The sequence below is a fragment of the Bacillus cereus group sp. MYBK216-1 genome, from assembly GCF_051916495.1.
Classification (GTDB): Bacteria; Bacillota; Bacilli; order Bacillales; family Bacillaceae_G; genus Bacillus_A; species Bacillus_A thuringiensis_K.
The window spans coordinates 21,304-45,858 of the sequence record NZ_JBQAGT010000017.1 but is presented as its reverse complement, the minus strand read 5'-3'; the positions used below and the strand labels follow the sequence as shown (position 1 = coordinate 45,858).

The following is a 24,555-nucleotide window of genomic DNA, read 5'->3' as shown; positions in this document are numbered from 1 at the left end:
ACACTGCTCTGAAATCCCGGAGAGCCAGCTACTTATAAAGTGGTAAGGATTTCGTATCCTGCTTCTGTAAGAGCAATCGTGTGCTCAAAATGGGCACACCATTTACCATCTACCGTTACCACTGTCCAGTCATCAGATAGTGTTTTTACATATCGTCTTCCTTGATTCACCATCGGCTCAACACAGATGACCATTCCCGGCTTTAATCTAGGGCCTCTATTTGGTGGACCATAGTGCGGGATTTGAGGGTCCTCATGTAAGTCTTGCCCGATTCCGTGACCAACATACTCCCTAACGATCGAGAATCCATTCTCTTCAGCATGGGTTTGAACCGCATGTGAGATATTTGATAATCTCTCGCCTGGTTTTACTTGTTCTAGACCAAGATACAACGATTTTTCTGTGACATCAAGTAGCTTTTGAACAGATTCAGAAATGTTTCCAACTGGATACGTCCATGCAGAATCTCCATGGTACCCATTGTATTTCGCACCAATATCGATACTGATGATATCGCCCTCTTTGAGCTTGCGCTTCCCTGGAATTCCGTGTACAAGCTCTTCATTTACAGAAGCACATATGCTCCCCGGAAATCCGTTGTATCCTTTAAAAGATGGCGTAGCACCATATTTTTGAATCGTCTTTTCCGCTATTTGATCGAGCTCTTTCGTTGTAATTCCTGGAGTAATGTGCTGTTTCAACTCTTGATGAGTCAAAGCAACGATCCTGCCAGCTTCTCGCATGATTTCTATCTCGCGAGGAGTTTTGCAGATTATCATTACGCTAAGCCTCCGATGAGAACATCGATATCAGCAAATACTTTATTGATATCTTGCTCACCATTAATGCTTTGTAAGTAACCAAGCTCTTCGTAGAAATCAAGCAAAGGTTTTGTTTGCTTAATATTTACATCTAAACGATTTGCTACAGTTTCTTCATTGTCATCAGAGCGTTGATATAATTCGCCACCACATTTATCGCACACATCAGCTTTTGCTGGTGGATTGAATTCTAAGTGGTAAGTCGCACCGCACTCTTTACAAATGCGACGGCCTGTAAGGCGTTTTAATAACAACCCTGAATCCACATTAATGTTTAAAACATAGTCGATTTTTTTGCCAAGATCTTTCATAATTTCTTCAAGAGCTGATGCTTGTGCAACAGTTCGTGGGAAACCGTCTAGTAAGAAACCTCTTACGCAGTCGTCTTGACTTAAACGTTCACGAACGATTCCGATTGTAACTTCATCTGGAACAAGTGCACCTTTATCAATAAAAGATTTTGCTTGTAGACCCATTTCAGTTTCAGCCTTCATAGCTGCACGGAACATGTCTCCTGTTGAAATGTGAGGGATGTTATACTTGGCAACAATCTGTTCGGCTTGTGTACCTTTACCAGCACCAGGAAGCCCCATTAAAATTAAGTTCATCCTTGTTCCCCCTCAGAGTACATGAGCATGTAGGGAAGACAATTCTTCCCACTTACTCACTGCTTGATAAACCCTTTGTAATGGCGTTTTACCAGTTGGCTTTCTAGCTGCTTCATTGTTTCTAAAGCAACGCCGACAACGATTAACATACTCGTTCCACCGATCTGTGCAGATGGAGGAAGATTTCCCAATTTCGTAAAGATAACTGGTAAGATTGCAATCGCTGCTAGGAAAATTGATCCTACAAAGGTCAAACGATACAAGATTTTTGTTAGATATTGTTCCGTATTCTTACCCGGACGAATACCTGGAACATATCCACCTTGCTTGTTTAGATTCTCTGACATTTGCTCTGGATTAACCTGAACAAATGCATAGAAATATGTGAAGGCTACAATGAGCGCAACATATATGATCATTCCCACTGGGTGAGAATAGTTAAAGTTTGCAATAATCCACTGCGATACATCATGTTTCGGGAAGAACTGTGCAATAGTCGGAGGCGTAATTAAGAATGAAACAGCAAAAATTACTGGAATAACACCAGCACTATTTACCTTAAGCGGTAAATGTGTGTTTTGTGCTCCAGCATAACCACCATTTCCTCCTGTTACACGCTTCGCATATTGAATTGGGATCTTTCTAACAGCCTGTTGAATGAAAATAACACCCACAATAACTGCTAGCACAGCTAGTAAAATCAATGCAACTTTAACGATACTCATGAACAATTGATCTCCGATATTTTGAAACTGTTGCTGATACACTTGAGATATAACACTTGGGATCGCCGCGGCAATACCGCCAAAGATAAGGATGGAAATACCATTACCTACACCTTTAGCTGTAATCTGTTCACCTAACCACATTAAAAATGCAGTACCAGCAGTCAGTACCGTAGCAATGTATAAATAAGTGCTCCAACCTGGATTCAAAATTAATTGTCCACCTACCATACCGTTAAAACCGATTGACATACCAAACCCCTGAATAAACGCAAGAACAATTGTAAAGTAACGCGTGAATTGCGTTAATTTACGACGGCCCATTTCACCTTGCTTCGACCATTCCGAAAATTTAGGAACAACATCCATCTGCAATAATTGCACGATGATGGATGCTGTAATATACGGCATGATTCCCATCGCAAAGATGGAGAAGTTTTTCAAGGCTCCACCGCCAAATGTATTTAGAATACCTAAAGCATTTAATTGATCTTGTGCCTTCAGTACGTCTCCATTTGTAAATGGCACGGGGATAAACGTGCCAATCCTGAATACGATTAACATCGCTAAAGTGAATAATATTTTACGTCTTATCTCAGCAACGCGCATAAAGTTGGAGATTGTACGAAACATTAGATCACCTCAACTGATCCGCCAGCTGCTTCAATTGCTTCTTTAGCACTTGAAGAGAACTTGTGCGCTTTAACAGTTAGTTTTTTCTCTACTGCTCCGCTTGCAAGAACTTTAACACCGTCGTTTAACTTGCTGATAACGCCAGTTTCCAGCAATAATTCAGGTGTTACTTCTGTACCATCTTCAAAACGATTTAACGTTGATAAGTTTACAATAGCAAACTCTTTACGGTTAATGTTTGTGAAGCCGCGTTTTGGTAAACGACGGAATAATGGAGTTTGACCACCTTCGAAGCCAAGACGAACACCGCCGCCAGAACGTGCGTTTTGTCCTTTATGACCTTTACCAGCAGTTTTACCGTTACCAGAACCGATACCACGACCGACACGGTTACGTACTTTACGAGAACCTTCTGCAGGTTTTAATTCATGAAGTTTCATTCCCAGGCACCTCCTTATATTAATGAGTTATCCTTAAGCTTCTTTTACAGTTACAAGGTGAGAAACTTTGTTGATCATACCAAGAATAGCAGGAGTTTCTTCCTTAACTACAGTTGAATTCAACTTTTTAAGACCTAAAGCTTCTACCGTCGCACGTTGATCTTGTGGACGACCAATTACACTACGAGTGAGGGTAATTTCTAACTTTTTCGCCATTTGTTTTCCCTCCTTAACCTAGTAGCTCTTCTACAGATTTACCGCGTAATTTTGCAACATCTTCAGCGCGCTTAAGTTCGCTTAATCCGTTCACAGTAGCGCGAATCATGTTGATTGGTGTGTTAGAACCAAGAGATTTCGAAAGAATATCTTGTACACCAGCTAATTCAAGGACCGCACGAACAGGTCCACCAGCAATAACACCAGTACCCTCAGCAGCAGGTTTTAAGAATACTTCACCAGCGCCAAAATGACCGTTGATTGTGTGTGGAATTGTTGTACCAACTAATGGTACAGCGATTAAGTTTTTCTTAGCGTCTTCGATAGCTTTACGGATTGCGTCTGGTACCTCTTGTGCTTTACCAGTACCGAATCCAACATGACCGTTTTTATCGCCAACTACAACTAGTGCAGCAAAGCGGAAACGACGACCACCCTTAACAACTTTCGCGACACGATTTATCGTAACTACACGTTCTTCAAGTTCTAATTTACTTGGGTCAATGCGATGCATCAATTTTCCCTCCTTTGACCATTAAAATTGTAATCCAGCCTCACGAGCAGCTTCAGCTAGAGCTTTAACACGGCCATGGTATAAGTAACCACCGCGATCAAATACTACTTCTTTAACGCCTTTCTCTACAGCACGCTTAGCAACTGATTCTCCAACTTTCGTAGCAGCTTCAATATTGCTAGTACCGTTAAGAGCAAGGTCTTTATCAAGAGTAGATGCACTTACTAACGTTACACCATTCACATCATCAATAACTTGAGCGTAAATATGTTGGTTAGAACGGAACACGTTTAAACGTGGACGCTCTGCAGTACCAGTAAGTTTAGCACGTACACGTGCATGTCTTTTCTTACGAGTCGCATTTTTATCAGCTTTAGTGATCATTCTTGTCACTCCTTTCTCTCACCTAACGGGTTTACTTAGCAGTTTTACCTTCTTTACGACGAACAACTTCGCCTTCGTAACGAATACCTTTACCTTTGTAAGGCTCAGGAGCACGTACAGCACGGATGTTAGCAGCGAATTCGCCAACACGTTGCTTGTCGATACCTTTAATTACGATCTTAGTTGGTGCAGGTACTTCAACTTCAAGACCTGCTTCCGGAGTCATTTCTACTGGATGAGAATAACCTACGCTTAATACAAGTTTATCACCTTGTTTTTGAGCACGGTAACCAACACCGACTAATTCAAGTCCGCGTGCGAAACCTTCAGTTACACCTTCAACCATGTTTCCGATTAAAGCACGAGTTGTACCGTGTAATGCACGGTGTTCCTTCTGTTCAGATGGACGCTCAACTGTTAATGTATTCTCTTCAATTTTGATAAGCATATCAGCATTGAAAGTACGAGTTAATTCACCTTTAGGGCCTTTTACTGTTACAGTATTGTCTTCTGCAACTGTAATAGTAACACCTGCAGGGATTTCAAGAATCTTTTTACCAATACGAGACATGTGGTCACACCTCCGTTCGTTTTAAATATATATTACCAAACGTATGCTACTACTTCTCCACCAGTTTGTAATTGACGAGCGTCTTTGTCTGTCATTACTCCCTTAGATGTAGAAACAAGAGCGATACCTAATCCGTTAAGTACACGTGGTACTTCGTCAGCTTTAGCGTAAACGCGTAAGCCAGGTTTACTGATACGTTTTAATCCAGTGATTACACGTTCATTGTTTGCACCATATTTCAGGAAAATACGAAGGATACCTTGTTTGTTATCCTCGATGTATTCTACATCACGAATGAAACCTTCACGTTTTAAAAGTTCAGCGATCTCTTTTTTGATTTTAGAAGCAGGAACCTCTAATTTCTCATGACGTACCATGTTCGCATTACGGATGCGAGTAAGCATGTCTGCAATTGGATCTGTCATCACCATGTGTTTTACCTCCTTCCCATTTGTGGGTTTTACCAACTAGCTTTTTTAACACCAGGAATTTGACCTTTATATGCAAGTTCACGGAAACAAATACGGCAAAGTTTAAATTTGCGGTATACAGAATGCGGACGACCGCAGCGTTCGCAACGTGTATACTCTTGTACTTTAAACTTAGGAGTACGCTTTTGTTTCGCTATCATAGATTTTTTAGCCACGTTTTCGCCTCCTCTACTTAGCGTTGGCTTCCATTATTTTTGGAATGGCATACCGAATTGTGTTAAAAGTTCACGAGCTTCTTCATCAGTTTTCGCTGTAGTAACGATTACGATGTCCATACCGCGGACTTTGCTTACTTTATCATAATCAATCTCAGGGAAAATAAGTTGCTCTTTAACACCTAATGTATAGTTTCCACGACCATCGAATGATTTCTTAGAAACACCACGGAAATCACGTACACGTGGTAAAGAAACTGATACTAATTTGTCGAAGAACTCATACATTTGCTCGCCGCGTAAAGTTACTTTCGCACCGATTGGCATACCTTCACGAAGACGGAAACCAGCGATTGATTTTTTAGCACGAGTTACAACAGGTTTTTGACCTGTGATTTGTGTTAATTCTTCTACTGCGTTGTCTAACGCTTTTGAGTTAGATACCGCGTCACCAACACCAGTGTTGATTACGATCTTTTCGATTTTTGGTACCTGCATTACAGATTTATAGTTAAACTTGCTCACTAGAGCAGGAGTAATTTCCTTTTGGAACTTCTCTTTAAGGCGATTCAATGAAGTGACCTCCTTTCTTAAGAAAATTATTTATCTAATAATTCACCAGATTTTTTTGCAATACGAACTTTTTTACCATCTTCTACTTTGAAGCCTACACGAGTAGGTTCACCTGTTTTCGGATCTAAAATCATAACGTTAGAAACGTGAATAGGTGCTTCTTTAGTAATAATTCCACCTTGTGGATTTAATTGAGATGGCTTAGAGTGCTTCTTAACGATATTGACACCCTCAACGATAACACGGTTTTGCTTTGGGAAAGCCACAAGGATAACGCCTTGTTTTCCTTTGTCTTTACCAGTGATTACCTGTACTTTATCACCTTTTTTTACATGCATCTTAATTCTGCACCTCCTTAGCAAGGCAATACCTTAAATTATAGAACTTCTGGAGCTAAAGAAACGATCTTCATGAAGTTGCTATCACGTAATTCACGAGCTACTGGTCCGAAGATACGAGTACCACGTGGGCTCTTATCGTCTTTAATGATAACCGCTGCGTTTTCATCAAATTTGATGTAAGAACCGTCCGGACGACGAGCTCCGCTCTTCGTACGTACCACTACTGCTTTAACAACGTCACCTTTTTTAACAACGCCACCTGGTGTTGCTTGTTTTACCGTAGCAACGATAATGTCACCAATGTTAGCATATTTACGACCAGAGCCGCCTAATACTTTAATTGTTAAAAGTTCACGTGCACCAGAGTTGTCAGCAACTTTCAAACGAGATTCTTGTTGGATCATGTTATGAAACCTCCCTTCGGACTAAAAATTCCGATTCGTCTATTTAGATAATAACCGCTTCTTCAACGATTTCAACTAAACGGAAACGCTTAGTAGCAGAAAGCGGGCGAGTTTCCATGATTTTAACGATATCGCCAAGTTTCGCTTGGTTTTGCTCATCATGGGCTTTGTACTTCTTAGAATACTTAACACGTTTTCCGTACAAGGAATGAGTTTTGTAAGTTTCAACTAAAACTGTAATCGTTTTGTCCATTTTGTCAGACACTACACGACCAGTATAAACTTTGCGTTGGTTACGTTCGCTCACTATGCAAACCTCCCCTCAATTTATCGATTAATTCCGATCTCTCTTTCACGAACTACAGTTTTCATACGAGCAATTGCTTTACGCACTTCACGAATGCGAGTTGGATTCTCTAATTGTCCTGTAGCAAGTTGGAAGCGAAGATTAAACAACTCTTCCTTTAAAGCTTTAACTTTTGTTTCGATTTCGGCAGTGGTTAATTCACGAATATCATTAGTTTTCATTAGATTCACCACCATTTTCTTCACGTTTTACGAATTTACATTTCACAGGTAACTTGTGAGCTGCAAGACGTAATGCTTCGCGTGCTACCTCTTCAGATACACCCGCGATTTCGAACATAATTTTCCCAGGTTTTACTACTGCTACCCAGCCTTCTGGTGCCCCTTTACCGGAACCCATACGTACTTCTAGAGGTTTTGCAGTGTAAGGTTTAGAAGGGAAAATTTTAATCCATACTTTACCGCCACGTTTCATGTAACGAGTCATTGCACGACGAGCAGCTTCGATTTGACGGTTTGTAATCCATGAAGCAGCTTGTGCTTGTAAACCGAATTCACCGAAAGCAATTTCAGTTCCACCTTTAGCACGACCACGCATTTTACCACGATGCTCTCTACGATATTTTACGCGTTTTGGCATTAACATATTATTTTCCTCCTTCCTCAGAAGCTTTCTTTTTTGTAGGAAGGACTTCTCCACGGTAGATCCATACTTTTACGCCTAATTTACCGTATGTTGTATCAGCTTCAACTGCTGCATAGTCAATATCAGCGCGAAGTGTATGAAGTGGAACAGTTCCTTCACTGTAAGATTCTGCACGAGCGATATCAGCTCCGCCAAGACGACCAGAAACCTGTGTTTTAATACCTTTAGCACCTGCACGCATAGCACGTTGAATAACTTGCTTTTGTGCACGACGGAATGATACACGGTTTTCTAATTGACGAGCGATGTTTTCGCCTACTAATTTAGCGTTAAGATCAGCTCTCTTAACTTCTAAAATGTTGATGTGTACACGCTTGCCTGTTAATTGGTTAAGAGCTTTACGAAGTGCTTCAACTTCAGTACCACCTTTACCAATTACCATACCAGGTTTTGCAGTGTGAATTGTAACATTTACACGATTTGCTGCACGTTCGATTTCTACTTTAGCAACAGCAGAATCTTTTAAGCGTACATTAATGTACTCACGGATTTTGATGTCTTCATGTAATAATGTAGCGTAATCTTTCTCAGCGAACCAACGAGATTCCCAGTCACGGATAACGCCGACACGAAGACCAATTGGATTAACCTTTTGACCCATCGATTATCCCTCCTTCTTTTCTGATACCACAACTGTGATGTGGCTTGTGCGTTTGTTAATTTGGCTTGCACGACCCATTGCACGTGGACGGAAACGTTTTAACGTTGGACCTTCGTCAACGAAAACTTTTTCAACAACTAGGTTGTTAATGTCCATCTCATAATTGTGCTCTGCATTTGCGATTGCAGATTTTAAAACTTTTTCTACAACTGGAGAAGCAGTTTTTGGTGTGTGGTTAAGGATAGCAATCGCTTCACCCACTTGCTTACCTCGGATTAAGTCTACTACTAAACGAACTTTACGAGGAGCAATACGAACTGTTCTCGCTACTGCTTTAGCTTGCATTGAAGTGCCTCCTCTCATTATCTTCTAGTTTTCTTATCGTCAGCAAGGTGACCTTTGTACGTACGAGTTGGTGCGAATTCACCTAACTTATGGCCAACCATATCCTCAGTGATGTACACAGGTACGTGTTTACGACCATCATATACAGCGATTGTGTGTCCGATGAACTGAGGGAAGATTGTTGAACGGCGAGACCAAGTTTTAACAACTTGTTTTTGCTCAGATGCAACTAATTTTTCCATTTTGCTCATTAAGTGATCATCGACAAATGGTCCTTTTTTTAAGCTACGAGCCATTTTGGTGCCTCCCTTCGTGATTGGCGTACGGTTCTAGAAATGAACCGTACTACAATCCCATTATTTTTTACGACGACGAACGATGAATTTGTCAGACGCTTTGTTTTTCTTACGAGTCTTGAATCCAAGAGTTGGTTTACCCCATGGAGACATTGGAGACTTACGTCCGATTGGAGAACGTCCTTCACCACCACCGTGTGGGTGATCAACCGGGTTCATTACAGAACCACGAACTGTTGGGCGTTTACCTAACCAGCGAGAGCGACCTGCTTTACCGATTTTGATAAGTTCGTGTTGTTCGTTACCTACTTGACCGATTGAAGCGCGACAAGCAGATAATACAAGACGTACTTCACCAGAAGTTAAACGTACAAGTACGTATTTACCTTCTTTACCAAGTACTTGAGCAGATGTACCAGCAGAACGAACTAATTGTCCGCCACGACCAGGCTTAAGCTCGATGTTATGAACAACAGTACCTACTGGAATGTTGATTAATGGTAATGCGTTACCGATTTTAATGTCAGCTTCTGGGCCAGACATAACTTCCATACCTACTTCTAAAGATTTAGGAGCAAGAATGTAACGTTTTTCACCGTCAACGTAGTTAATTAATGCGATATTCGCAGAGCGGTTTGGATCGTATTCGATCGTAGCAACGCGTCCTGGAATTCCATCTTTGTTACGCTTAAAGTCGATGATACGGTATTGACGCTTATGTCCGCCACCTTGATGACGTACAGTGATTTTACCTTGGTTATTACGACCAGCCTTCTTGCTTAAAGGAGCAAGTAATGACTTTTCGGGTCTATCAGTCGTGATTTCAGCGAAATCATTCGTAGTCATATTACGACGACCGTTAGTAGTTGGATTATACTTTTTGATTCCCATCTCAATTTCCCTCCTTCTTTAGTAAGAATTAAACGCCTTGGAAGATTTCGATTTCTTTGCTGTCAGCAGTTAGCTTAACGATTGCTTTACGACGACGGCTAGTAAAACCAGCGTGACGACCAACGCGTTTTGCTTTCGGCTTGTAGTTCATGATGTTCACTTTTTCTACTTTAACACCAAAGATCGCTTCAAGAGCATCTTTAACTTCTGTTTTATTAGATTTAACGTCCACATCGAACGTGTATTTTTTTTCAGCCATCATTTCCATAGAACGTTCAGTGATAACTGGGCGCTTAATGATATCACGAGGATCTCTCATTATGCAAGCACCTCCTCTACTTTTTCCACTGCCGCTTTTGTCATGATTAGCTTATCATGATGAAGCACGTCTAAAACGTTTACGCCATCAGCAGTGATTACTGTTACTCCAGGGATATTGCGAGCAGATAACTCTACAGATTCGTTTGCATCAGCAGTTACGATAAGAGCTTTCTTCTCAACAGTTAATCCTTTAAGTACTGCTAGCATATCTTTTGTTTTTGGTGCATTTAACACTAGGTCTTCAAGAACTACAATGTTGTTCTCAACTACTTTAGTAGCTAATGCAGATTTGATTGCTAAACGACGAACTTTCTTAGGAAGTTTGTACGCATAGCTTCTTGGTGTAGGTCCGAATACCGTACCACCACCACGCCATTGAGGAGAGCGGATAGACCCTTGACGAGCACGTCCAGTTCCTTTTTGACGCCATGGTTTACGACCACCACCGCGAACTTCAGAGCGAGTTTTTACTTTGTGTGTACCTTGACGTAAAGATGCACGTTGCATCATTACAGCTTCGAAAAGTACAGCTTCATTTGGTTCGATACCGAAAATAGCTTCAGCTAATTCGATTTCACCAACCTGTGAACCAGTTTGGTTATATACAGTAACTTTTGGCATTGGAATTCCTCCTTCCTATTGTGAATTATTTGCTAACCTTCACAGCGCCTTGAACAACTACAAGAGATTTCTTAGCACCTGGAACGTTACCTTTTACTAGTAATAAGTTGCGCTCAGTGTCAACTTGAACGATTTCTAAGTTTTGGATAGTAACTTGGTCTCCACCCATACGTCCAGCAAGTTTTTTGCCTTTGAATACACGGTTCGGAGCAACTGGGCCCATTGAACCTGGACGACGGTGATAGCGAGAACCATGAGACATAGGTCCGCGAGATTGTCCGTGGCGTTTGATAACACCTTGGAAACCTTTACCTTTAGAAATTCCTGTTACATCAACGATTTCACCTGTAGCGAATACGTCAACTTTTACCTCTTGACCAACCTCTAATCCGTCCACGTCTGCATCGCGGATTTCGCGAATGAAGCGCTTAGGAGTTGTAGATGCTTTAGCAGTGTGGCCTTGTTCAGGTTTGTTAGTTAACTTTTCACGTTTATCTTCAAATCCTAACTGGATTGCATTGTAGCCATCAGTTTCAGTTGTTTTCTTTTGAAGAACAACGTTTGGATTAGCAGCGATAACTGTTACTGGGATTAACTCACCGTTCTCAGCAAATACTTGAGTCATACCGATCTTTCTTCCTAAGATTCCTTTGGTCATGAGTTACACCTCCTACATTTTTAAGTTATATAAATTATAGTTTGATTTCGATATCTACACCAGATGGTAAGTCTAAACGCATTAATGAATCTACTGTTTGTGGAGTAGGACTCACGATGTCGATTAGACGTTTGTGCGTGCGCATTTCGAATTGCTCACGAGAATCTTTGTACTTATGAACAGCACGAAGAATTGTGTAAACAGTTTTTTCAGTTGGTAATGGGATCGGACCAGAAACTGTTGCCCCAGAACGCTTAGCTGTTTCTACAATTTTCTCAGCTGACTGATCAAGAATACGGTGATCGTAAGCTTTTAAACGGATACGAATTTTTTCTTTTGCCATTATTTTCCCTCCTTCGTTCGCCTATTTCTAAAATAGACCTTCTCCATGGAAATTTCCCCACACCATGCCATGGCAAAGCGGCCGGGTGTGTCAGCAACCTTCCACTTCATCGCAGTCAAAGACCAACATTGTCTATTATACAATGTTATTCGTCTAGATGCAAGCATCTTTTTGTTTGCATCCGCTTTTCTCTACTTTTGCTATTATACATGGCACTTTAAAGAATTTCAAGTTTTCATCTAACAGAATTCATTTTACAGTTTCTGGATTATCTTTTGTTGTTTTTATATACTATAGAAGAAACTCGTCAAAACAAAAAAACACTCTCTTCTCCCTTATATAAACGCAAACAAAAAACCTAAGGGAAAATCCCTTAGGTTTTTTTATATCAGTTAAGATTACTCAACGATAGTAGCAACTACACCGTAACCTACTGTACGTCCACCTTCACGAATAGAGAATTTAGTTCCCTCTTCGATAGCGATTGGAGCGATAAGTTCGATAGTCATTTCGATGTTGTCACCAGGCATTACCATTTCAGTACCTTCTGGTAATTGGATGATACCAGTTACGTCAGTTGTACGGAAGTAGAACTGAGGACGGTAGTTAGCGAAGAATGGAGTGTGACGTCCACCTTCTTCTTTAGATAATACGAAAACTTCAGCTTTGAATTTAGCGTGAGCTTTTACAGAACCGCTTTTTGCAAGTACTTGTCCACGTTGGATGTCTTCACGAGCAACCCCACGAAGTAAAGCACCGATGTTGTCTCCAGCTTGAGCTTGGTCAAGAAGTTTACGGAACATCTCTACACCAGTTACAGTTGTAGAAGCATTTTCTTCAGCAAGACCGATGATTTCTACTACGTCACCAACTTTAACGATACCGCGCTCAACACGACCTGTAGCAACTGTACCACGACCTGTGATAGAGAATACGTCCTCTACAGGCATTAAGAATGGTTTGTCAGTTTCACGTTCTGGAGTTGGGATGTAAGCATCAACTTCAGCCATTAATTCAATGATTTTTGCTTCCCAATCAGCTTCTCCTTGAAGAGCTTTAAGAGCAGAACCTTTGATTACAGGAATGTCGTCGCCTGGGAATCCGTATTCAGATAATAGGTCGCGAACTTCCATTTCTACTAATTCTAATAATTCTTCGTCATCTACCATGTCGCATTTGTTTAAGAATACAACGATGTAAGGAACACCTACTTGACGAGAAAGAAGGATGTGCTCACGTGTTTGAGGCATTGGGCCATCAGCAGCAGATACTACTAAGATACCGCCGTCCATTTGAGCAGCACCAGTGATCATGTTTTTAACATAGTCAGCGTGACCTGGGCAGTCAACGTGTGCATAGTGACGAGTTTCAGTTTCGTACTCAACGTGTGCAGTTGAGATTGTGATACCGCGCTCTCTTTCTTCTGGAGCAGCATCGATTTGATCGTATCCGCGTGCTTCAGCACCACCAGCTTTTGCAAGAACTGTAGTGATCGCAGCAGTTAATGTAGTTTTACCATGGTCAACGTGGCCGATTGTACCGATGTTAACATGGGGTTTAGAACGTTCGAATTTAGCTTTAGCCATTCTAAATTCCTCCTTAGTTTATATAGGTTATTTTATATTTAGACTAGAAAGTGAAACTTACGTCCCACTTTCTAAGCTTACATAAGTAGTTATACTTGAACAATCGATAAAAATCAATTATTCACCTTTATTTTTTTTGATAATTTCTTCAGAAACAGACTTTGGTACTTCTTCATAGTGGTCAAACACCATAGAGAATGTTCCGCGTCCTTGAGTGTTAGAACGTAATGACGTTGCATAACCGAACATTTCAGAAAGTGGAACCATAGCGCGAACAACTTGTGCGTTACCGCGAGCTTCCATACCTTCTACACGTCCACGACGAGATGTTACGTCACCCATAATGTCACCCATGTACTCTTCAGGAATTACAACTTCAACTTTCATCATTGGCTCAAGAATTACTGGGCTACATTTAGAAACCGCAGCTTTAAGTGCCATAGATGCAGCGATTTTGAACGCCATCTCAGATGAATCGACATCATGGTAAGATCCGTCAACTAATGCAGCTTTAATGTCAACTAGTGGATAACCAGCTAGTACACCATTTTTAAGTGCATCTTCAAGACCTGCTCCAACAGCTGGGATGTATTCACGAGGAACTACACCACCGACGATCTTGTTTTCGAATTCGAATCCTTTACCTTCTTCGTTAGGTTCAAACTCAATCCAAACGTGACCGAATTGTCCACGACCACCAGATTGACGAGCGAACTTACCTTCAACTTTCGCAGCAGCGCGGAAAGTCTCACGGTATGCTACCTGAGGAGCACCAACGTTTGCTTCCACTTTGAATTCACGACGCATACGGTCAACGATGATATCAAGGTGAAGTTCACCCATACCAGCGATGATAGTTTGGCCAGTTTCTTGGTCAGTGTGAGCACGGAATGTTGGATCTTCTTCAGAAAGCTTAGATAATGCTGTACCCATTTTATCTTGGTCAGCTTTAGATTTTGGTTCGATAGCTACAGAGATAACTGGCTCTGGGAATTCCATAGACTCAAGGATAACAAGGCTCTTCTCGTCACAAAGAGTATCACCAGTAGTAGTATCTTTTAAACCTACAGCAGCAGCGATATCACCAGCGTAAACTGTTGAAATCTCTTCACGGCTGTTAGCGTGCATTTGTAGGATACGACCTACACGCTCACGCTTACCTTTAGTTGAGTTTTTCACGTATGATCCAGAGTTTAACACACCAGAGTACACACGGAAGAACGTTAACTTACCAACATAAGGGTCAGTCATGATTTTGAATGCTAAAGCTGCGAATGGTTCTTCATCGCTAGACTTACGTTCTACTTCTTCATCTGTATCCGGTAGAGTACCTTTAATAGCAGGTACATCTAGTGGAGATGGAAGGTAGTCGATAACTGCGTCTAACAGAATTTGAACACCTTTGTTTTTGAATGCAGAACCACAGATTACTGGGAAGAATTCTACAGAAGTTGTAGCCTTACGGATACCAGCTTTAAGCTCTTCTACAGTGATTTCTTCACCTTCTAGGTACTTCATCATCATTTCTTCATCAAGCTCAGCTACCGCTTCAATAAGTTTTCCACGGTATTCTTCAGCTAATTCTTTGTGCTCTTCAGGAATTTCAACACGTTGAATGTCTGTTCCTAAATCGTTACCGTACATGTAAGCACACTCTTCAACAAGGTCAATGATACCATTGAACTCATCTTCAGCACCGATTGGTAACTGAATTGGATGTGCGTTTGCTTGTAAACGATCGTGGATTGTTCCTACAGAGTATAAGAAATCTGCACCGATCTTATCCATTTTGTTAACGAATACGATACGAGGTACGCCGTAAGTAGTAGCCTGACGCCAAACAGTTTCTGTTTGTGGTTCTACACCAGATTGCGCATCAAGTACTGCTACAGCACCATCAAGTACGCGTAAAGAACGTTCTACTTCTACTGTGAAATCTACGTGTCCTGGAGTATCAATGATGTTTACACGATGACCTTTCCATTGTGCTGTAGTTGCAGCAGAAGTAATTGTGATACCACGCTCTTGCTCTTGCTCCATCCAGTCCATCTGAGATGCACCTTCGTGAGTTTCACCGATTTTATGAATACGTCCTGTGTAGTACAGAATACGCTCAGTTGCTGTTGTTTTACCAGCATCGATGTGAGCCATGATACCAATATTACGAGTGTTTTCTAAAGAGAACTCTCTTGCCATTTGGTGTCTTGCTCCTTCCATATATGGATTGGATTTTTTTATTTTAAGTAGCAAAAAAGCCACTTTATATTGTTACACATGTCAGTATGTCCAGTACTCTCATTATGTAAAACGAGCGCCCGATGAAAGGGAGAGGCATTCTCCCTCTCCACACTTCCATAAGCGACAAATAAAGCGGTTTATGCTTACATTTATTTTACGTTGAATCCTACCAACGGTAATGAGCAAATGCTTTGTTAGCTTCTGCCATTTTATGAGTGTCTTCACGTTTCTTAACAGATGCACCAGCGTTGTTAGCTGCATCTAAGATTTCGTTAGCAAGACGCTCTTCCATAGTTTTTTCACCACGAAGACGAGCGTAGTTTACTAACCAACGAAGACCTAAAGTTGTACGGCGTTCTGGACGAACCTCAACTGGAACTTGGTAGTTAGCACCACCAACACGACGAGCACGTACTTCAAGAACAGGCATGATGTTCTTAAGAGCTTGCTCGAATACTTCCATTGGCTCTTTACCAGTACGTTCGTTTACGATATCGAACGCATTATAAAGAATTGTTTGAGATTTACCTTTTTTACCGTCAACCATCATTTTGTTGATAAGGCGTGTTACTAGCTTCGAATTGTACATTGGATCTGGTAACACGTCACGTTTCGCAACAGGTCCTTTACGAGGCATATTGAGTTCCTCCTTTCATTTTAAAGTTATTATTTTTTAGCAGGTTTTGGTCTCTTAGTACCATATTTAGAACGTCCTTGCATACGTTTGTCAACACCAGCTGTGTCAAGCGCACCACGAACGATGTGGTAACGTACCCCCGGTAAATCCTTTACACGACCACCGCGAATTAATACTACGCTATGCTCTTGTAGGTTATGACCGATACCTGGGATGTAAGCTGTAACCTCGATACCGTTTGTTAAACGTACACGAGCGTATTTACGTAACGCTGAGTTAGGTTTCTTTGGAGTCATTGTACCAACACGAGTACATACACCACGTTTTTGAGGTGCAGAGATATCAGTTGATTTTTTCTTTAAAGAGTTAAAACCTTTGTTTAACGCAGGTGATTTAGATTTCCATACTTTATCAGTACGACCATTTCTCACTAATTGGTTAATAGTAGGCATTTGATTATCCTCCCTTCGCATGTTTGTATGACCACATATCCAGGTGGTTCATTATTAGTTGAAAACAAAGTTTTTGCAAGGAAGAGCAAATGCTCTCTCCTCACAAAAACAGTTTTAACTTATTATTCCTATTGCTGAAGCTCCCACTTGAATCCCCGAAGCTTTACCAAGCTTACGAACTGATTCAACTTTTGTTATGGGCACGTTATATTGCATTGCAATACGAATGATAGCATGGGTTAACCGCATGTCAGCATCCTCTGCGATGACAACTTCTTTAACTGTACCATTTTTGATTGCTTCCAATGTGCGTTTATGACCAACGACTACATTTTCAGCAGTTGATACTTTTTGATAAGACATATAAATATCCTCCAAAGCATCGTTCAGGAGCAACCTTGATTATAGTAACATTTTGACTCATACAATGTCAACTAAGATTAATTGTTTTTATACAAAATTTATGCCGGAAAATTTTACTGTTCCACATAAACCTCATCGTTTTCTACATTCATGTCATCTTGTGTTGTTTTTACAAGATCCACTTTGCGATAACGATTCATACCTGTTCCAGCAGGAACAAGTTTACCGATAATAACATTTTCTTTTAATCCTAGAAGTTCATCGCGTTTACCCTTAATTGCTGCATCAGTTAAGACACGAGTTGTTTCTTGGAACGATGCTGCAGATAAGAATGAATCTGTTTCAAGTGAAGCTTTTGTAATACCAAGCAGAACAGGTCTAGCTGTTGCTGGTTGCTTACCTTGCAGTAAGACCTTAGCATTCGCATCAGTAAACTGATGGATATCTAGTAATGTTCCTGGTAATACATCTGTTTCACCTGCATCACTTACACGAACTTTACGTAACATTTGACGTACCATTACTTCTACGTGTTTGTCACCAATTTCTACCCCTTGCATACGGTATACTTTTTGAACTTCACGTAATAAGTATTCTTGAACCGCCGTAATGTCCGTTACTTTTAGTAATTCTTTCGGATCAATAGAACCTTCTGTTAACTCTTTACCGTGGCTAATTGGCTGTCCTGGAGTTACTTTCAGACGAGCACCGTAAGGAATAGCATACGTACGAGCTTCAACTTCACCCTGTACAACTACTTCTTGGCGATCTTTAACGTCGTTGATCGCTGCGATAACACCGTCGATTTCACTGATAACTGCCTGACCTTTCGGATTACGAGCTTCGAAGATCTCTTGGATACGAGGTAAACCTTGAGTGATATCATCTCCGGCAACCCCACCTGTATGGAATGTACGCATCGTTAACTGTGTACCTGGCTCACCGATAGATTGAGCTGCGATAATACCTACCGCTTCTCCTACTTCTACGTCTGTTCCAGTTGCTAAGTTACGACCGTAACACTTCTTACATACACCGTGGCGAGTGTTACACGTAAACGCTGAACGAATGTTTACAGTTTCAACACCCGAATTTTCAACGATATGAGCGATATCTTCAGTAATTAATTGATTTTCAGCAACTAATACTTCACCTGTTTCAGGATGTTTTACAGTTTTTCTTGCAAAACGTCCAACAAGACGATCATATAATGACTCGATAACTTCATTACCCTCTTTAATCGCACCAATTAATAAACCGCGATCTGTTCCACAATCATCTTCACGAACGATTACATCTTGTGCAACGTCAACAAGACGACGTGTTAAGTAACCAGAATCGGCAGTTTTAAGTGCTGTATCGGCAAGACCTTTACGCGCACCATGCGTAGAGATGAAGTACTCAAGTACTGTTAAACCTTCACGGAAACTCGATTTGATTGGAAGTTCGATGATACGACCAGATGGATTGGCCATAAGACCACGCATACCAGCAAGCTGAGTAAAGTTAGATGCGTTACCACGGGCACCTGAGTCACTCATCATGAAGATTGGGTTGCGTTTATTCAAGGATTTCATCAGTTTTCCTTGGATAACATCTTTTGCATTACTCCAAATAGAGATAACACGATCGTAACGTTCTTCTTCCGTGATTAAACCGCGACGGAATTGTTTAATTACATTATCTACTTTTGCTTGTGCTTCGTGGAGAATTTCATCTTTTTCGCCTAATACAAGAATGTCAGATACCCCAACTGTAATACCAGCTTTTGTAGAGTACTTGAATCCTAAGTTTTTCATACGATCAAGCATGCGAGACGTTTCTGTAATTTGGAAACGTTTGAACACTTCCGCAATGATGTTACCAAGGATTTTCTTGCTAAATGGCGCCACTTCTTCGCGACTAGCAATAATTTCTTTAATGTTCGCACCTTTTTCAACGAAGTATTTCGCTGGTGTTTCTTTTTCAAGGTTTGAATTTGTTGGTTCATTAATATAAGGGAACGACTCTGGTAAGATTTCGTTAAATATTAATTTACCAACTGTTGTTAATAGAAGCATACTCTTTTGCTCTTCAGTAAATGTTGCGTTGTTTACTGCACTTGCAGCTACTGCAACACGTGTATGAAGATGAACATATCCATTTTGATATGCAAGTAATGCTTCGTTTGCATCTTTGAAGACCATACCTTCACCGATTGCACCTTCACGCTCAAGTGTTAAGTAATAGTTACCTAATACCATATCCTGAGATGGAGTAACAACTGGTTTACCGTCTTTCGGGTTCAAGATGTTTTGTGCCGCTAACATAAGAAGACGAGCTTCAGCTTGAGCTTCTGATGATAAAGGTACGTGAACGGCCATTTGGTCACCGTCAAAGTCCGCGTTGTATGCAGTACATACAAGTGGGTGAAGACGGATTGCGCGACCTTCTACTAATGTAGGTTCAAACGCCTGGATACCAAGACGGTGAAGTGTTGGTGCGCGGTTTAGAAGTACTGGATGTTCTTTAATCACAGACTCTAAAACGTCCCAAACTTCAGGTTGTACACGCTCGATTTTACGTTTCGCACTCTTAATGTTATGTGCTAATCCTTTTTCAACTAACTCTTTCATTACGAAAGGTTTGAACAGTTCAAGCGCCATTTCTTTTGGTAATCCACATTGATACATCTTTAAGTTCGGTCCTACAACAATTACAGAACGACCAGAGTAGTCAACACGTTTACCTAATAAGTTTTGACGGAAACGTCCTTGTTTACCTTTAAGCATGTGAGATAGTGATTTTAATGGACGGTTACCTGGTCCAGTAACTGGACGGCCACGACGACCATTATCGATTAATGCGTCTACAGCTTCTTGTAACATACGTTTTTCGTTTTGAACGATGATGCTTGGTGCACCTAAGTCCAATAGACGTTTTAAACGATTGTTACGGTTAATTACACGACGGTATAAGTCGTTTAAGTCAGAAGTAGCAAAACGTCCACCATCTAACTGTACCATTGGGCGTAGTTCTGGTGGGATTACTGGTAGAACATCTAAGATCATCCAAGATGGTTCATTTCCAGAGTTACGGAATGCTTCTAATACTTCTAGACGTTTAATAGCACGAGTACGGCGTTGTCCTTGTGCTGTTTTTAATTCTTCTTTTAAGAAGTCTACTTCTTTATCTAAATCGATGTCTTGTAGTAGCTTTTTAATCGCTTCTGCACCCATAGCAGCTTGGAATGTGCTACCATATCGATCACGATATGCACGGTATTCTTTTTCAGAAAGTAATTGCTTCTTATCAAGTGGTGTATCTCCACTTTCTGTTACAACATAAGAAGCGAAATAAATTACTTCTTCAAGCGCGCGAGGGGACATGTCTAAGACAAGTCCCATGCGGCTCGGGATACCTTTGAAATACCAAATATGAGATACAGGAGCAGCTAATTCGATATGACCCATGCGTTCACGACGTACTTTTGCACGCGTTACTTCAACGCCACATCGATCACAAACTACACCTTTATAACGTACACGTTTGTATTTTCCGCAATGACATTCCCAGTCCTTTTGTGGTCCGAAAATACGCTCACAGAACAAGCCATCTTTTTCAGGCTTTAACGTACGATAGTTAATAGTTTCTGGTTTCTTAACTTCACCGTATGACCAAGAACGAATCTTGTCAGGTGAAGCAAGTCCAATCTTCATATATTCAAAGTTATTTACATCTATCAAGGGGCCTACCTCCCTTTTAGTCTACAGGTTATCCCAATTATTCCTTAGTTGTCTCAACTTCGACATTCAATTTATCTGCTGATTGATGATCATCGTCATCTTCTGTATCACGCATTTCAATTTCTGTATCGTCGCTAGACATCATTTTAACGTCCATACCTAAACTTTGCAGCTCTTTAATCAATACTTTGAATGATTCAGGAACGCCTGGTTCTGGAACATTTTCGCCTTTAACAATTGCTTCATAAGTCTTAACACGTCCAACAACATCATCAGACTTCACTGTTAAGATTTCTTGAAGAGTATAAGCAGCACCGTAAGCTTCAAGTGCCCAAACCTCCATCTCACCGAAACGCTGTCCACCGAACTGAGCTTTACCTCCAAGAGGTTGCTGCGTTACAAGTGAGTATGGTCCAGTAGAACGAGCATGAAGTTTATCGTCAACCATGTGCGCAAGTTTGATCATATACATGACACCAACAGATACGCGGTTATCGAATGGTTCACCAGTACGTCCGTCATACAGGATTGTTTTTGCGTCATTTGCCATACCAGCTTCTTCAATTGTGCCCCAAACATCTTCCTCACGAGCACCATCGAATACTGGTGTTGCAATGTGAATGCCAAGGTATCTTGCTGCCATACCAAGATGAAGCTCTAATACCTGACCGATATTCATACGAGATGGTACCCCTAATGGGTTTAACATGATATCGATTGGCGTACCGTCTGGTAAGTAAGGCATATCTTCTTCTGGTAAAATACGAGAAATAACACCTTTGTTACCGTGACGTCCGGCCATCTTGTCACCTTCAGAAATTTTACGTTTTTGAACGATATATGCACGTACAAGTTGATTCACGCCTGGTGGCAATTCATCGCCATCTTCACGGTTGAATACTTTTACGTCTAAGATAATACCGCCACCACCGTGTGGTACACGTAGTGATGTATCACGTACTTCACGCGCTTTTTCTCCAAAGATAGCATGTAATAGACGTTCTTCAGCTGTTAATTCTGTTACACCTTTAGGTGTTACTTTACCAACAAGTAAATCTCCATCTTTTACTTCAGCACCAACGCGAATGATACCGCGCTCGTCAAGGTTACGTAATGCGTCTTCCCCAACGTTTGGAATGTCACGTGTAATTTCTTCTGGTCCAAGCTTCGTATCACGAGCTTCTGATTCATATTCTTCAATATGAATAGAAGTGTACACATCATCTTTTACAAGGCGCTCACTCATGATGATCGCATCCTCGTAGTTATAACCGTCCCAAGTCATGAAGCCAACAAGCACGTTACGTCCAAGTGCTAGTTCACCTAATTCCATAGAAGGACCATCCGCAAGGATTTCACCTTTTACAACTTCATTTCCAACACTTACGATTGGACGTTGGTTGTAACAAGTTCCTTGGTTAGAACGAATGAATTTTTGCATTTTATAGCGATCTAAGTCGCCTTTTACTGTTTGACCGTCAACTTCTACATAGCGACGTACCCAAACTTCACGTGCTTCTACGCGCTCAACAACACCAGGATGTTTACAGATTACTGCAGCACCTGAGTCTTTTGCTGATACGTACTCCATACCTGTACCTACAATCGGAGATTCCGGATTCATTAACGGAACCGCCTGACGTTGCATGTTCGCTCCCATAAGTGCGCGGTTAGAGTCATCGTTTTCTAAGAACGGAATACAAGCTGTCGCTGCCGACACTACTTGTTTTGGAGATACATCCATGTAGTCGATGCGTTCTCTATTTGTGACAATGTTTTCACCACGGAAACGAGCTACGATATCTTCACTTAGGAATTCACCTTCGTCAGATAATTTCATATTCGCTTGGGCTACAACATAGTTATCTTCTTCATCTGCTGTTAAGTAATCAACATGCCCTGTTACAAGACCAGTTTCTGGGTCAACACGACGGTATGGTGTTTCAATGAAACCAAACTCATTTACTTTCGCGAACGAAGATAACGAGTTAATCAAACCGATGTTTGGTCCCTCTGGTGTTTCAATCGGACACATACGACCGTAGTGAGAGTAATGAACGTCACGCACTTCAAAGCCTGCGCGCTCACGCGTTAAACCACCAGGTCCTAATGCAGATAGTCTTCGTTTGTGAGTTAACTCTGCTAATGGGTTTGTTTGGTCCATAAACTGAGATAACTGAGAACTTCCGAAGAACTCTTTAATAGATGCAATAACAGGACGAATATTAATTAGTGCCTGTGGTGTAATTGCATTTGTATCTTGGATCGACATTCTCTCACGAACAACACGTTCCATACGAGAAAGACCGATACGGAATTGATTTTGTAATAGTTCTCCAACAGAACGCAGACGACGGTTTCCTAAATGGTCAATATCATCTGTATCCCCTACTTTGTATAGTAGGTTGAAGAAGTAACTGATAGAAGCAAGGATATCACCTGGTGTGATGTGTTTCACATCACGAGTAATGTTTGCATTACCAATTACATTAATTACGCGTTCGCCTTCCGACTCAGGAGCATAAATCTTAATAGATTGCAGCTCAACATCGCCTTCTACCACTCCACCCATTGGTTTCGCTGTTTTGAATCCAATGTTTTTCTCTAAGTAAGGTAAAATGCGATCAAGTGTACGACGATCTAAGATTGTTCCTTCTGCCGCCAAAATTTCACCAGTTTCTGGATCCACTAATGTTTCAGCTAAACGTTGATTAAACAATCTGTTTTTAATGTGTAACTTCTTGTTGATCTTATAGCGACCTACATTTGCTAAATCGTAGCGCTTTGGATCGAAGAAACGAGACACAAGTAAGCTCTTAGCATTTTCTACTGTTGGTGGTTCACCAGGACGTAGACGCTCATAAATTTCAAGCAATGCTTTTTCTGTGCTATCTGTGTTGTCTTTTTCTAATGTGTTGCTTAAGTATTCGTTATCACCTAAAAGCTCGGTGATTTCTTGATCAGAGCCAAACCCTAATGCGCGTAACAAAACAGTTACAGGAAGTTTACGCGTACGGTCAATACGCACATATACAACATCCTTAGCATCTGTCTCATACTCTAACCAAGCTCCGCGGTTTGGAATTACAGTAGCAGTAAAACCACGTTTTCCGTTTTTATCCACTTTGCCACTATAGTATACGCTTGGAGAGCGAACTAACTGGGAAACGATAACACGTTCTGCACCGTTAATTACGAATGTTCCAGTCTCTGTCATGAGTGGGAAATCTCCCATGAACACATCTTGTTCTTTTACTTCACCAGTTTCCTTGTTGATTAGACGCACTTTTACACGAAGTGGTGCTGCATACGTCACATCACGCTCTTTGCATTCGTCTACAGAGTATTTAGGTTCACCTAAGCTGTAGTCGATAAATTCAAGCGATAGATTTCCCGTAAAGTCTTCAATCGGAGAAATGTCTTGGAACATTTCTCGCAAACCCTCATCAAGAAACCACTGATAAGAAGAGGTTTGAATTTCGATAAGATTTGGTAACTCTAATACTTCACTAATACGGGCATAACTTCTTCGTTGGCGGTGGCGTCCGTATTGAACTAGTTGACCTGTCAACTGCTTCACCCCTCAAATC

31 protein-coding genes are annotated in these 24,555 nt (G+C 41.0%); all 31 read right to left on the bottom strand.

Annotated features, from left to right (window positions below):
* Nucleotides 1–32: 32 nt before the first annotated feature.
* On the bottom strand, nt 33–779 hold the full coding sequence (map, locus tag ACTFRH_RS28545) for a type I methionyl aminopeptidase (RefSeq protein ID WP_000582539.1): 747 nt from the start codon (nt 777–779) through the stop codon (nt 33–35).
* Nucleotides 779–1,429 (bottom strand): adenylate kinase, encoded by a 651-nt coding sequence (locus tag ACTFRH_RS28540; protein WP_001048989.1) that lies wholly within the window; start codon nt 1,427–1,429, stop codon nt 779–781. Before ACTFRH_RS28540 ends, map begins: the two co-directional genes overlap by 1 nt.
* Nucleotides 1,430–1,485: 56 nt before the next feature.
* A complete protein-coding gene (secY, locus tag ACTFRH_RS28535) occupies nt 1,486–2,787 on the bottom strand; it encodes a preprotein translocase subunit SecY (RefSeq protein ID WP_000490117.1) in 1,302 nt (433 codons plus the stop codon).
* Nucleotides 2,787–3,227 carry a 50S ribosomal protein L15 gene (rplO, locus tag ACTFRH_RS28530; RefSeq protein WP_000766081.1) on the bottom strand — a complete coding sequence of 147 codons (441 nt, stop codon included), beginning with the start codon at nt 3,225–3,227 and terminating at the stop codon, nt 2,787–2,789. Before rplO ends, secY begins: the two co-directional genes overlap by 1 nt.
* 33 nt (nt 3,228–3,260) lie before the next feature.
* Nucleotides 3,261–3,443, bottom strand: a complete 183-nt coding sequence (rpmD, locus tag ACTFRH_RS28525; protein WP_001085234.1) for a 50S ribosomal protein L30 — start codon at nt 3,441–3,443, stop codon at nt 3,261–3,263.
* Between the two features lie 13 nt (nt 3,444–3,456).
* On the bottom strand, nt 3,457–3,957 hold the full coding sequence (gene rpsE / locus ACTFRH_RS28520; protein ID WP_000554646.1) for a 30S ribosomal protein S5: 501 nt from the start codon (nt 3,955–3,957) through the stop codon (nt 3,457–3,459).
* 21 nt (nt 3,958–3,978) lie between these two features.
* Entirely contained in the window at nt 3,979–4,341 is a 363-nt protein-coding gene (gene rplR, locus ACTFRH_RS28515; RefSeq protein ID WP_000628816.1) for a 50S ribosomal protein L18, read from the bottom strand.
* Nucleotides 4,342–4,372: 31 nt separating this feature from the next.
* Complete coding sequence (gene rplF / locus ACTFRH_RS28510) at nt 4,373–4,912, bottom strand: 50S ribosomal protein L6 (RefSeq protein ID WP_000086558.1); 540 nt, start codon at nt 4,910–4,912, stop codon at nt 4,373–4,375.
* Between the two features lie 32 nt (nt 4,913–4,944).
* Entirely contained in the window at nt 4,945–5,343 is a 399-nt protein-coding gene (rpsH, locus tag ACTFRH_RS28505) for a 30S ribosomal protein S8 (protein ID WP_000245511.1), read from the bottom strand.
* 29 nt (nt 5,344–5,372) lie between these two features.
* Complete coding sequence (rpsN, locus tag ACTFRH_RS28500) at nt 5,373–5,558, bottom strand: 30S ribosomal protein S14 (protein WP_001085700.1); 186 nt, start codon at nt 5,556–5,558, stop codon at nt 5,373–5,375.
* Nucleotides 5,559–5,591: 33 nt separating this feature from the next.
* Nucleotides 5,592–6,131, bottom strand: a complete 540-nt coding sequence (gene rplE / locus ACTFRH_RS28495) for a 50S ribosomal protein L5 (protein ID WP_001080831.1) — start codon at nt 6,129–6,131, stop codon at nt 5,592–5,594.
* 26 nt (nt 6,132–6,157) lie between these two features.
* Nucleotides 6,158–6,469: a 50S ribosomal protein L24 gene (gene rplX, locus ACTFRH_RS28490; RefSeq protein WP_000558200.1), complete on the bottom strand. Its 312-nt coding sequence runs from the start codon at nt 6,467–6,469 to the stop codon at nt 6,158–6,160.
* A gap of 38 nt (nt 6,470–6,507) precedes the next feature.
* Complete coding sequence (rplN, locus tag ACTFRH_RS28485; protein ID WP_000615912.1) at nt 6,508–6,876, bottom strand: 50S ribosomal protein L14; 369 nt, start codon at nt 6,874–6,876, stop codon at nt 6,508–6,510.
* Nucleotides 6,877–6,919: 43 nt separating this feature from the next.
* Nucleotides 6,920–7,183, bottom strand: coding sequence for a 30S ribosomal protein S17 (gene rpsQ / locus ACTFRH_RS28480; protein ID WP_000004106.1), 264 nt, complete (start codon nt 7,181–7,183; stop codon nt 6,920–6,922).
* 20 nt (nt 7,184–7,203) lie between these two features.
* Nucleotides 7,204–7,404, bottom strand: a complete 201-nt coding sequence (gene rpmC / locus ACTFRH_RS28475) for a 50S ribosomal protein L29 (protein WP_000855718.1) — start codon at nt 7,402–7,404, stop codon at nt 7,204–7,206.
* Nucleotides 7,394–7,828, bottom strand: coding sequence for a 50S ribosomal protein L16 (gene rplP / locus ACTFRH_RS28470; protein WP_000928969.1), 435 nt, complete (start codon nt 7,826–7,828; stop codon nt 7,394–7,396). Before rplP ends, rpmC begins: the two co-directional genes overlap by 11 nt.
* Before the next feature lies 1 nt (nt 7,829).
* Nucleotides 7,830–8,489 (bottom strand): 30S ribosomal protein S3, encoded by a 660-nt coding sequence (gene rpsC / locus ACTFRH_RS28465; RefSeq protein WP_000529956.1) that lies wholly within the window; start codon nt 8,487–8,489, stop codon nt 7,830–7,832.
* A 3-nt stretch (nt 8,490–8,492) separates the two neighbouring features.
* The gene (gene rplV, locus ACTFRH_RS28460; RefSeq protein WP_001148024.1) at nt 8,493–8,834 is read right to left on the bottom strand and encodes a 50S ribosomal protein L22; all 342 of its coding nucleotides are present in this window, start codon (nt 8,832–8,834) and stop codon (nt 8,493–8,495) included.
* 17 nt (nt 8,835–8,851) lie between these two features.
* On the bottom strand, nt 8,852–9,130 hold the full coding sequence (rpsS, locus tag ACTFRH_RS28455) for a 30S ribosomal protein S19 (protein WP_000124454.1): 279 nt from the start codon (nt 9,128–9,130) through the stop codon (nt 8,852–8,854).
* A 60-nt stretch (nt 9,131–9,190) separates the two neighbouring features.
* The gene (rplB, locus tag ACTFRH_RS28450) at nt 9,191–10,021 is read right to left on the bottom strand and encodes a 50S ribosomal protein L2 (RefSeq protein WP_000511583.1); all 831 of its coding nucleotides are present in this window, start codon (nt 10,019–10,021) and stop codon (nt 9,191–9,193) included.
* Nucleotides 10,022–10,049: 28 nt separating this feature from the next.
* Nucleotides 10,050–10,340: a 50S ribosomal protein L23 gene (gene rplW / locus ACTFRH_RS28445; RefSeq protein ID WP_001205558.1), complete on the bottom strand. Its 291-nt coding sequence runs from the start codon at nt 10,338–10,340 to the stop codon at nt 10,050–10,052.
* Nucleotides 10,340–10,963: a 50S ribosomal protein L4 gene (rplD, locus tag ACTFRH_RS28440; RefSeq protein WP_001127258.1), complete on the bottom strand. Its 624-nt coding sequence runs from the start codon at nt 10,961–10,963 to the stop codon at nt 10,340–10,342. Before rplD ends, rplW begins: the two co-directional genes overlap by 1 nt.
* Nucleotides 10,964–10,988: 25 nt before the next feature.
* Entirely contained in the window at nt 10,989–11,621 is a 633-nt protein-coding gene (gene rplC, locus ACTFRH_RS28435; RefSeq protein WP_000160207.1) for a 50S ribosomal protein L3, read from the bottom strand.
* A 34-nt stretch (nt 11,622–11,655) separates the two neighbouring features.
* Nucleotides 11,656–11,964: a 30S ribosomal protein S10 gene (rpsJ, locus tag ACTFRH_RS28430; protein ID WP_001040596.1), complete on the bottom strand. Its 309-nt coding sequence runs from the start codon at nt 11,962–11,964 to the stop codon at nt 11,656–11,658.
* 398 nt (nt 11,965–12,362) lie between these two features.
* Nucleotides 12,363–13,550, bottom strand: a complete 1,188-nt coding sequence (gene tuf, locus ACTFRH_RS28425; protein WP_001029614.1) for an elongation factor Tu — start codon at nt 13,548–13,550, stop codon at nt 12,363–12,365.
* 117 nt (nt 13,551–13,667) lie between these two features.
* Nucleotides 13,668–15,746 carry an elongation factor G gene (gene fusA, locus ACTFRH_RS28420; protein ID WP_000090370.1) on the bottom strand — a complete coding sequence of 693 codons (2,079 nt, stop codon included), beginning with the start codon at nt 15,744–15,746 and terminating at the stop codon, nt 13,668–13,670.
* Between the two features lie 208 nt (nt 15,747–15,954).
* The gene (rpsG, locus tag ACTFRH_RS28415; RefSeq protein ID WP_001137491.1) at nt 15,955–16,425 is read right to left on the bottom strand and encodes a 30S ribosomal protein S7; all 471 of its coding nucleotides are present in this window, start codon (nt 16,423–16,425) and stop codon (nt 15,955–15,957) included.
* 29 nt (nt 16,426–16,454) lie between these two features.
* Nucleotides 16,455–16,877, bottom strand: a complete 423-nt coding sequence (gene rpsL, locus ACTFRH_RS28410) for a 30S ribosomal protein S12 (protein WP_001142341.1) — start codon at nt 16,875–16,877, stop codon at nt 16,455–16,457.
* 114 nt (nt 16,878–16,991) lie between these two features.
* Entirely contained in the window at nt 16,992–17,240 is a 249-nt protein-coding gene (locus ACTFRH_RS28405; protein WP_000121836.1) for a 50S ribosomal protein L7ae-like protein, read from the bottom strand.
* A gap of 113 nt (nt 17,241–17,353) precedes the next feature.
* Complete coding sequence (gene rpoC / locus ACTFRH_RS28400; RefSeq protein WP_000567939.1) at nt 17,354–20,965, bottom strand: DNA-directed RNA polymerase subunit beta'; 3,612 nt, start codon at nt 20,963–20,965, stop codon at nt 17,354–17,356.
* 37 nt (nt 20,966–21,002) lie between these two features.
* A complete protein-coding gene (gene rpoB / locus ACTFRH_RS28395; RefSeq protein WP_000147553.1) occupies nt 21,003–24,536 on the bottom strand; it encodes a DNA-directed RNA polymerase subunit beta in 3,534 nt (1,177 codons plus the stop codon).
* Between the last annotated feature and the right edge of the window lie 19 nt (nt 24,537–24,555).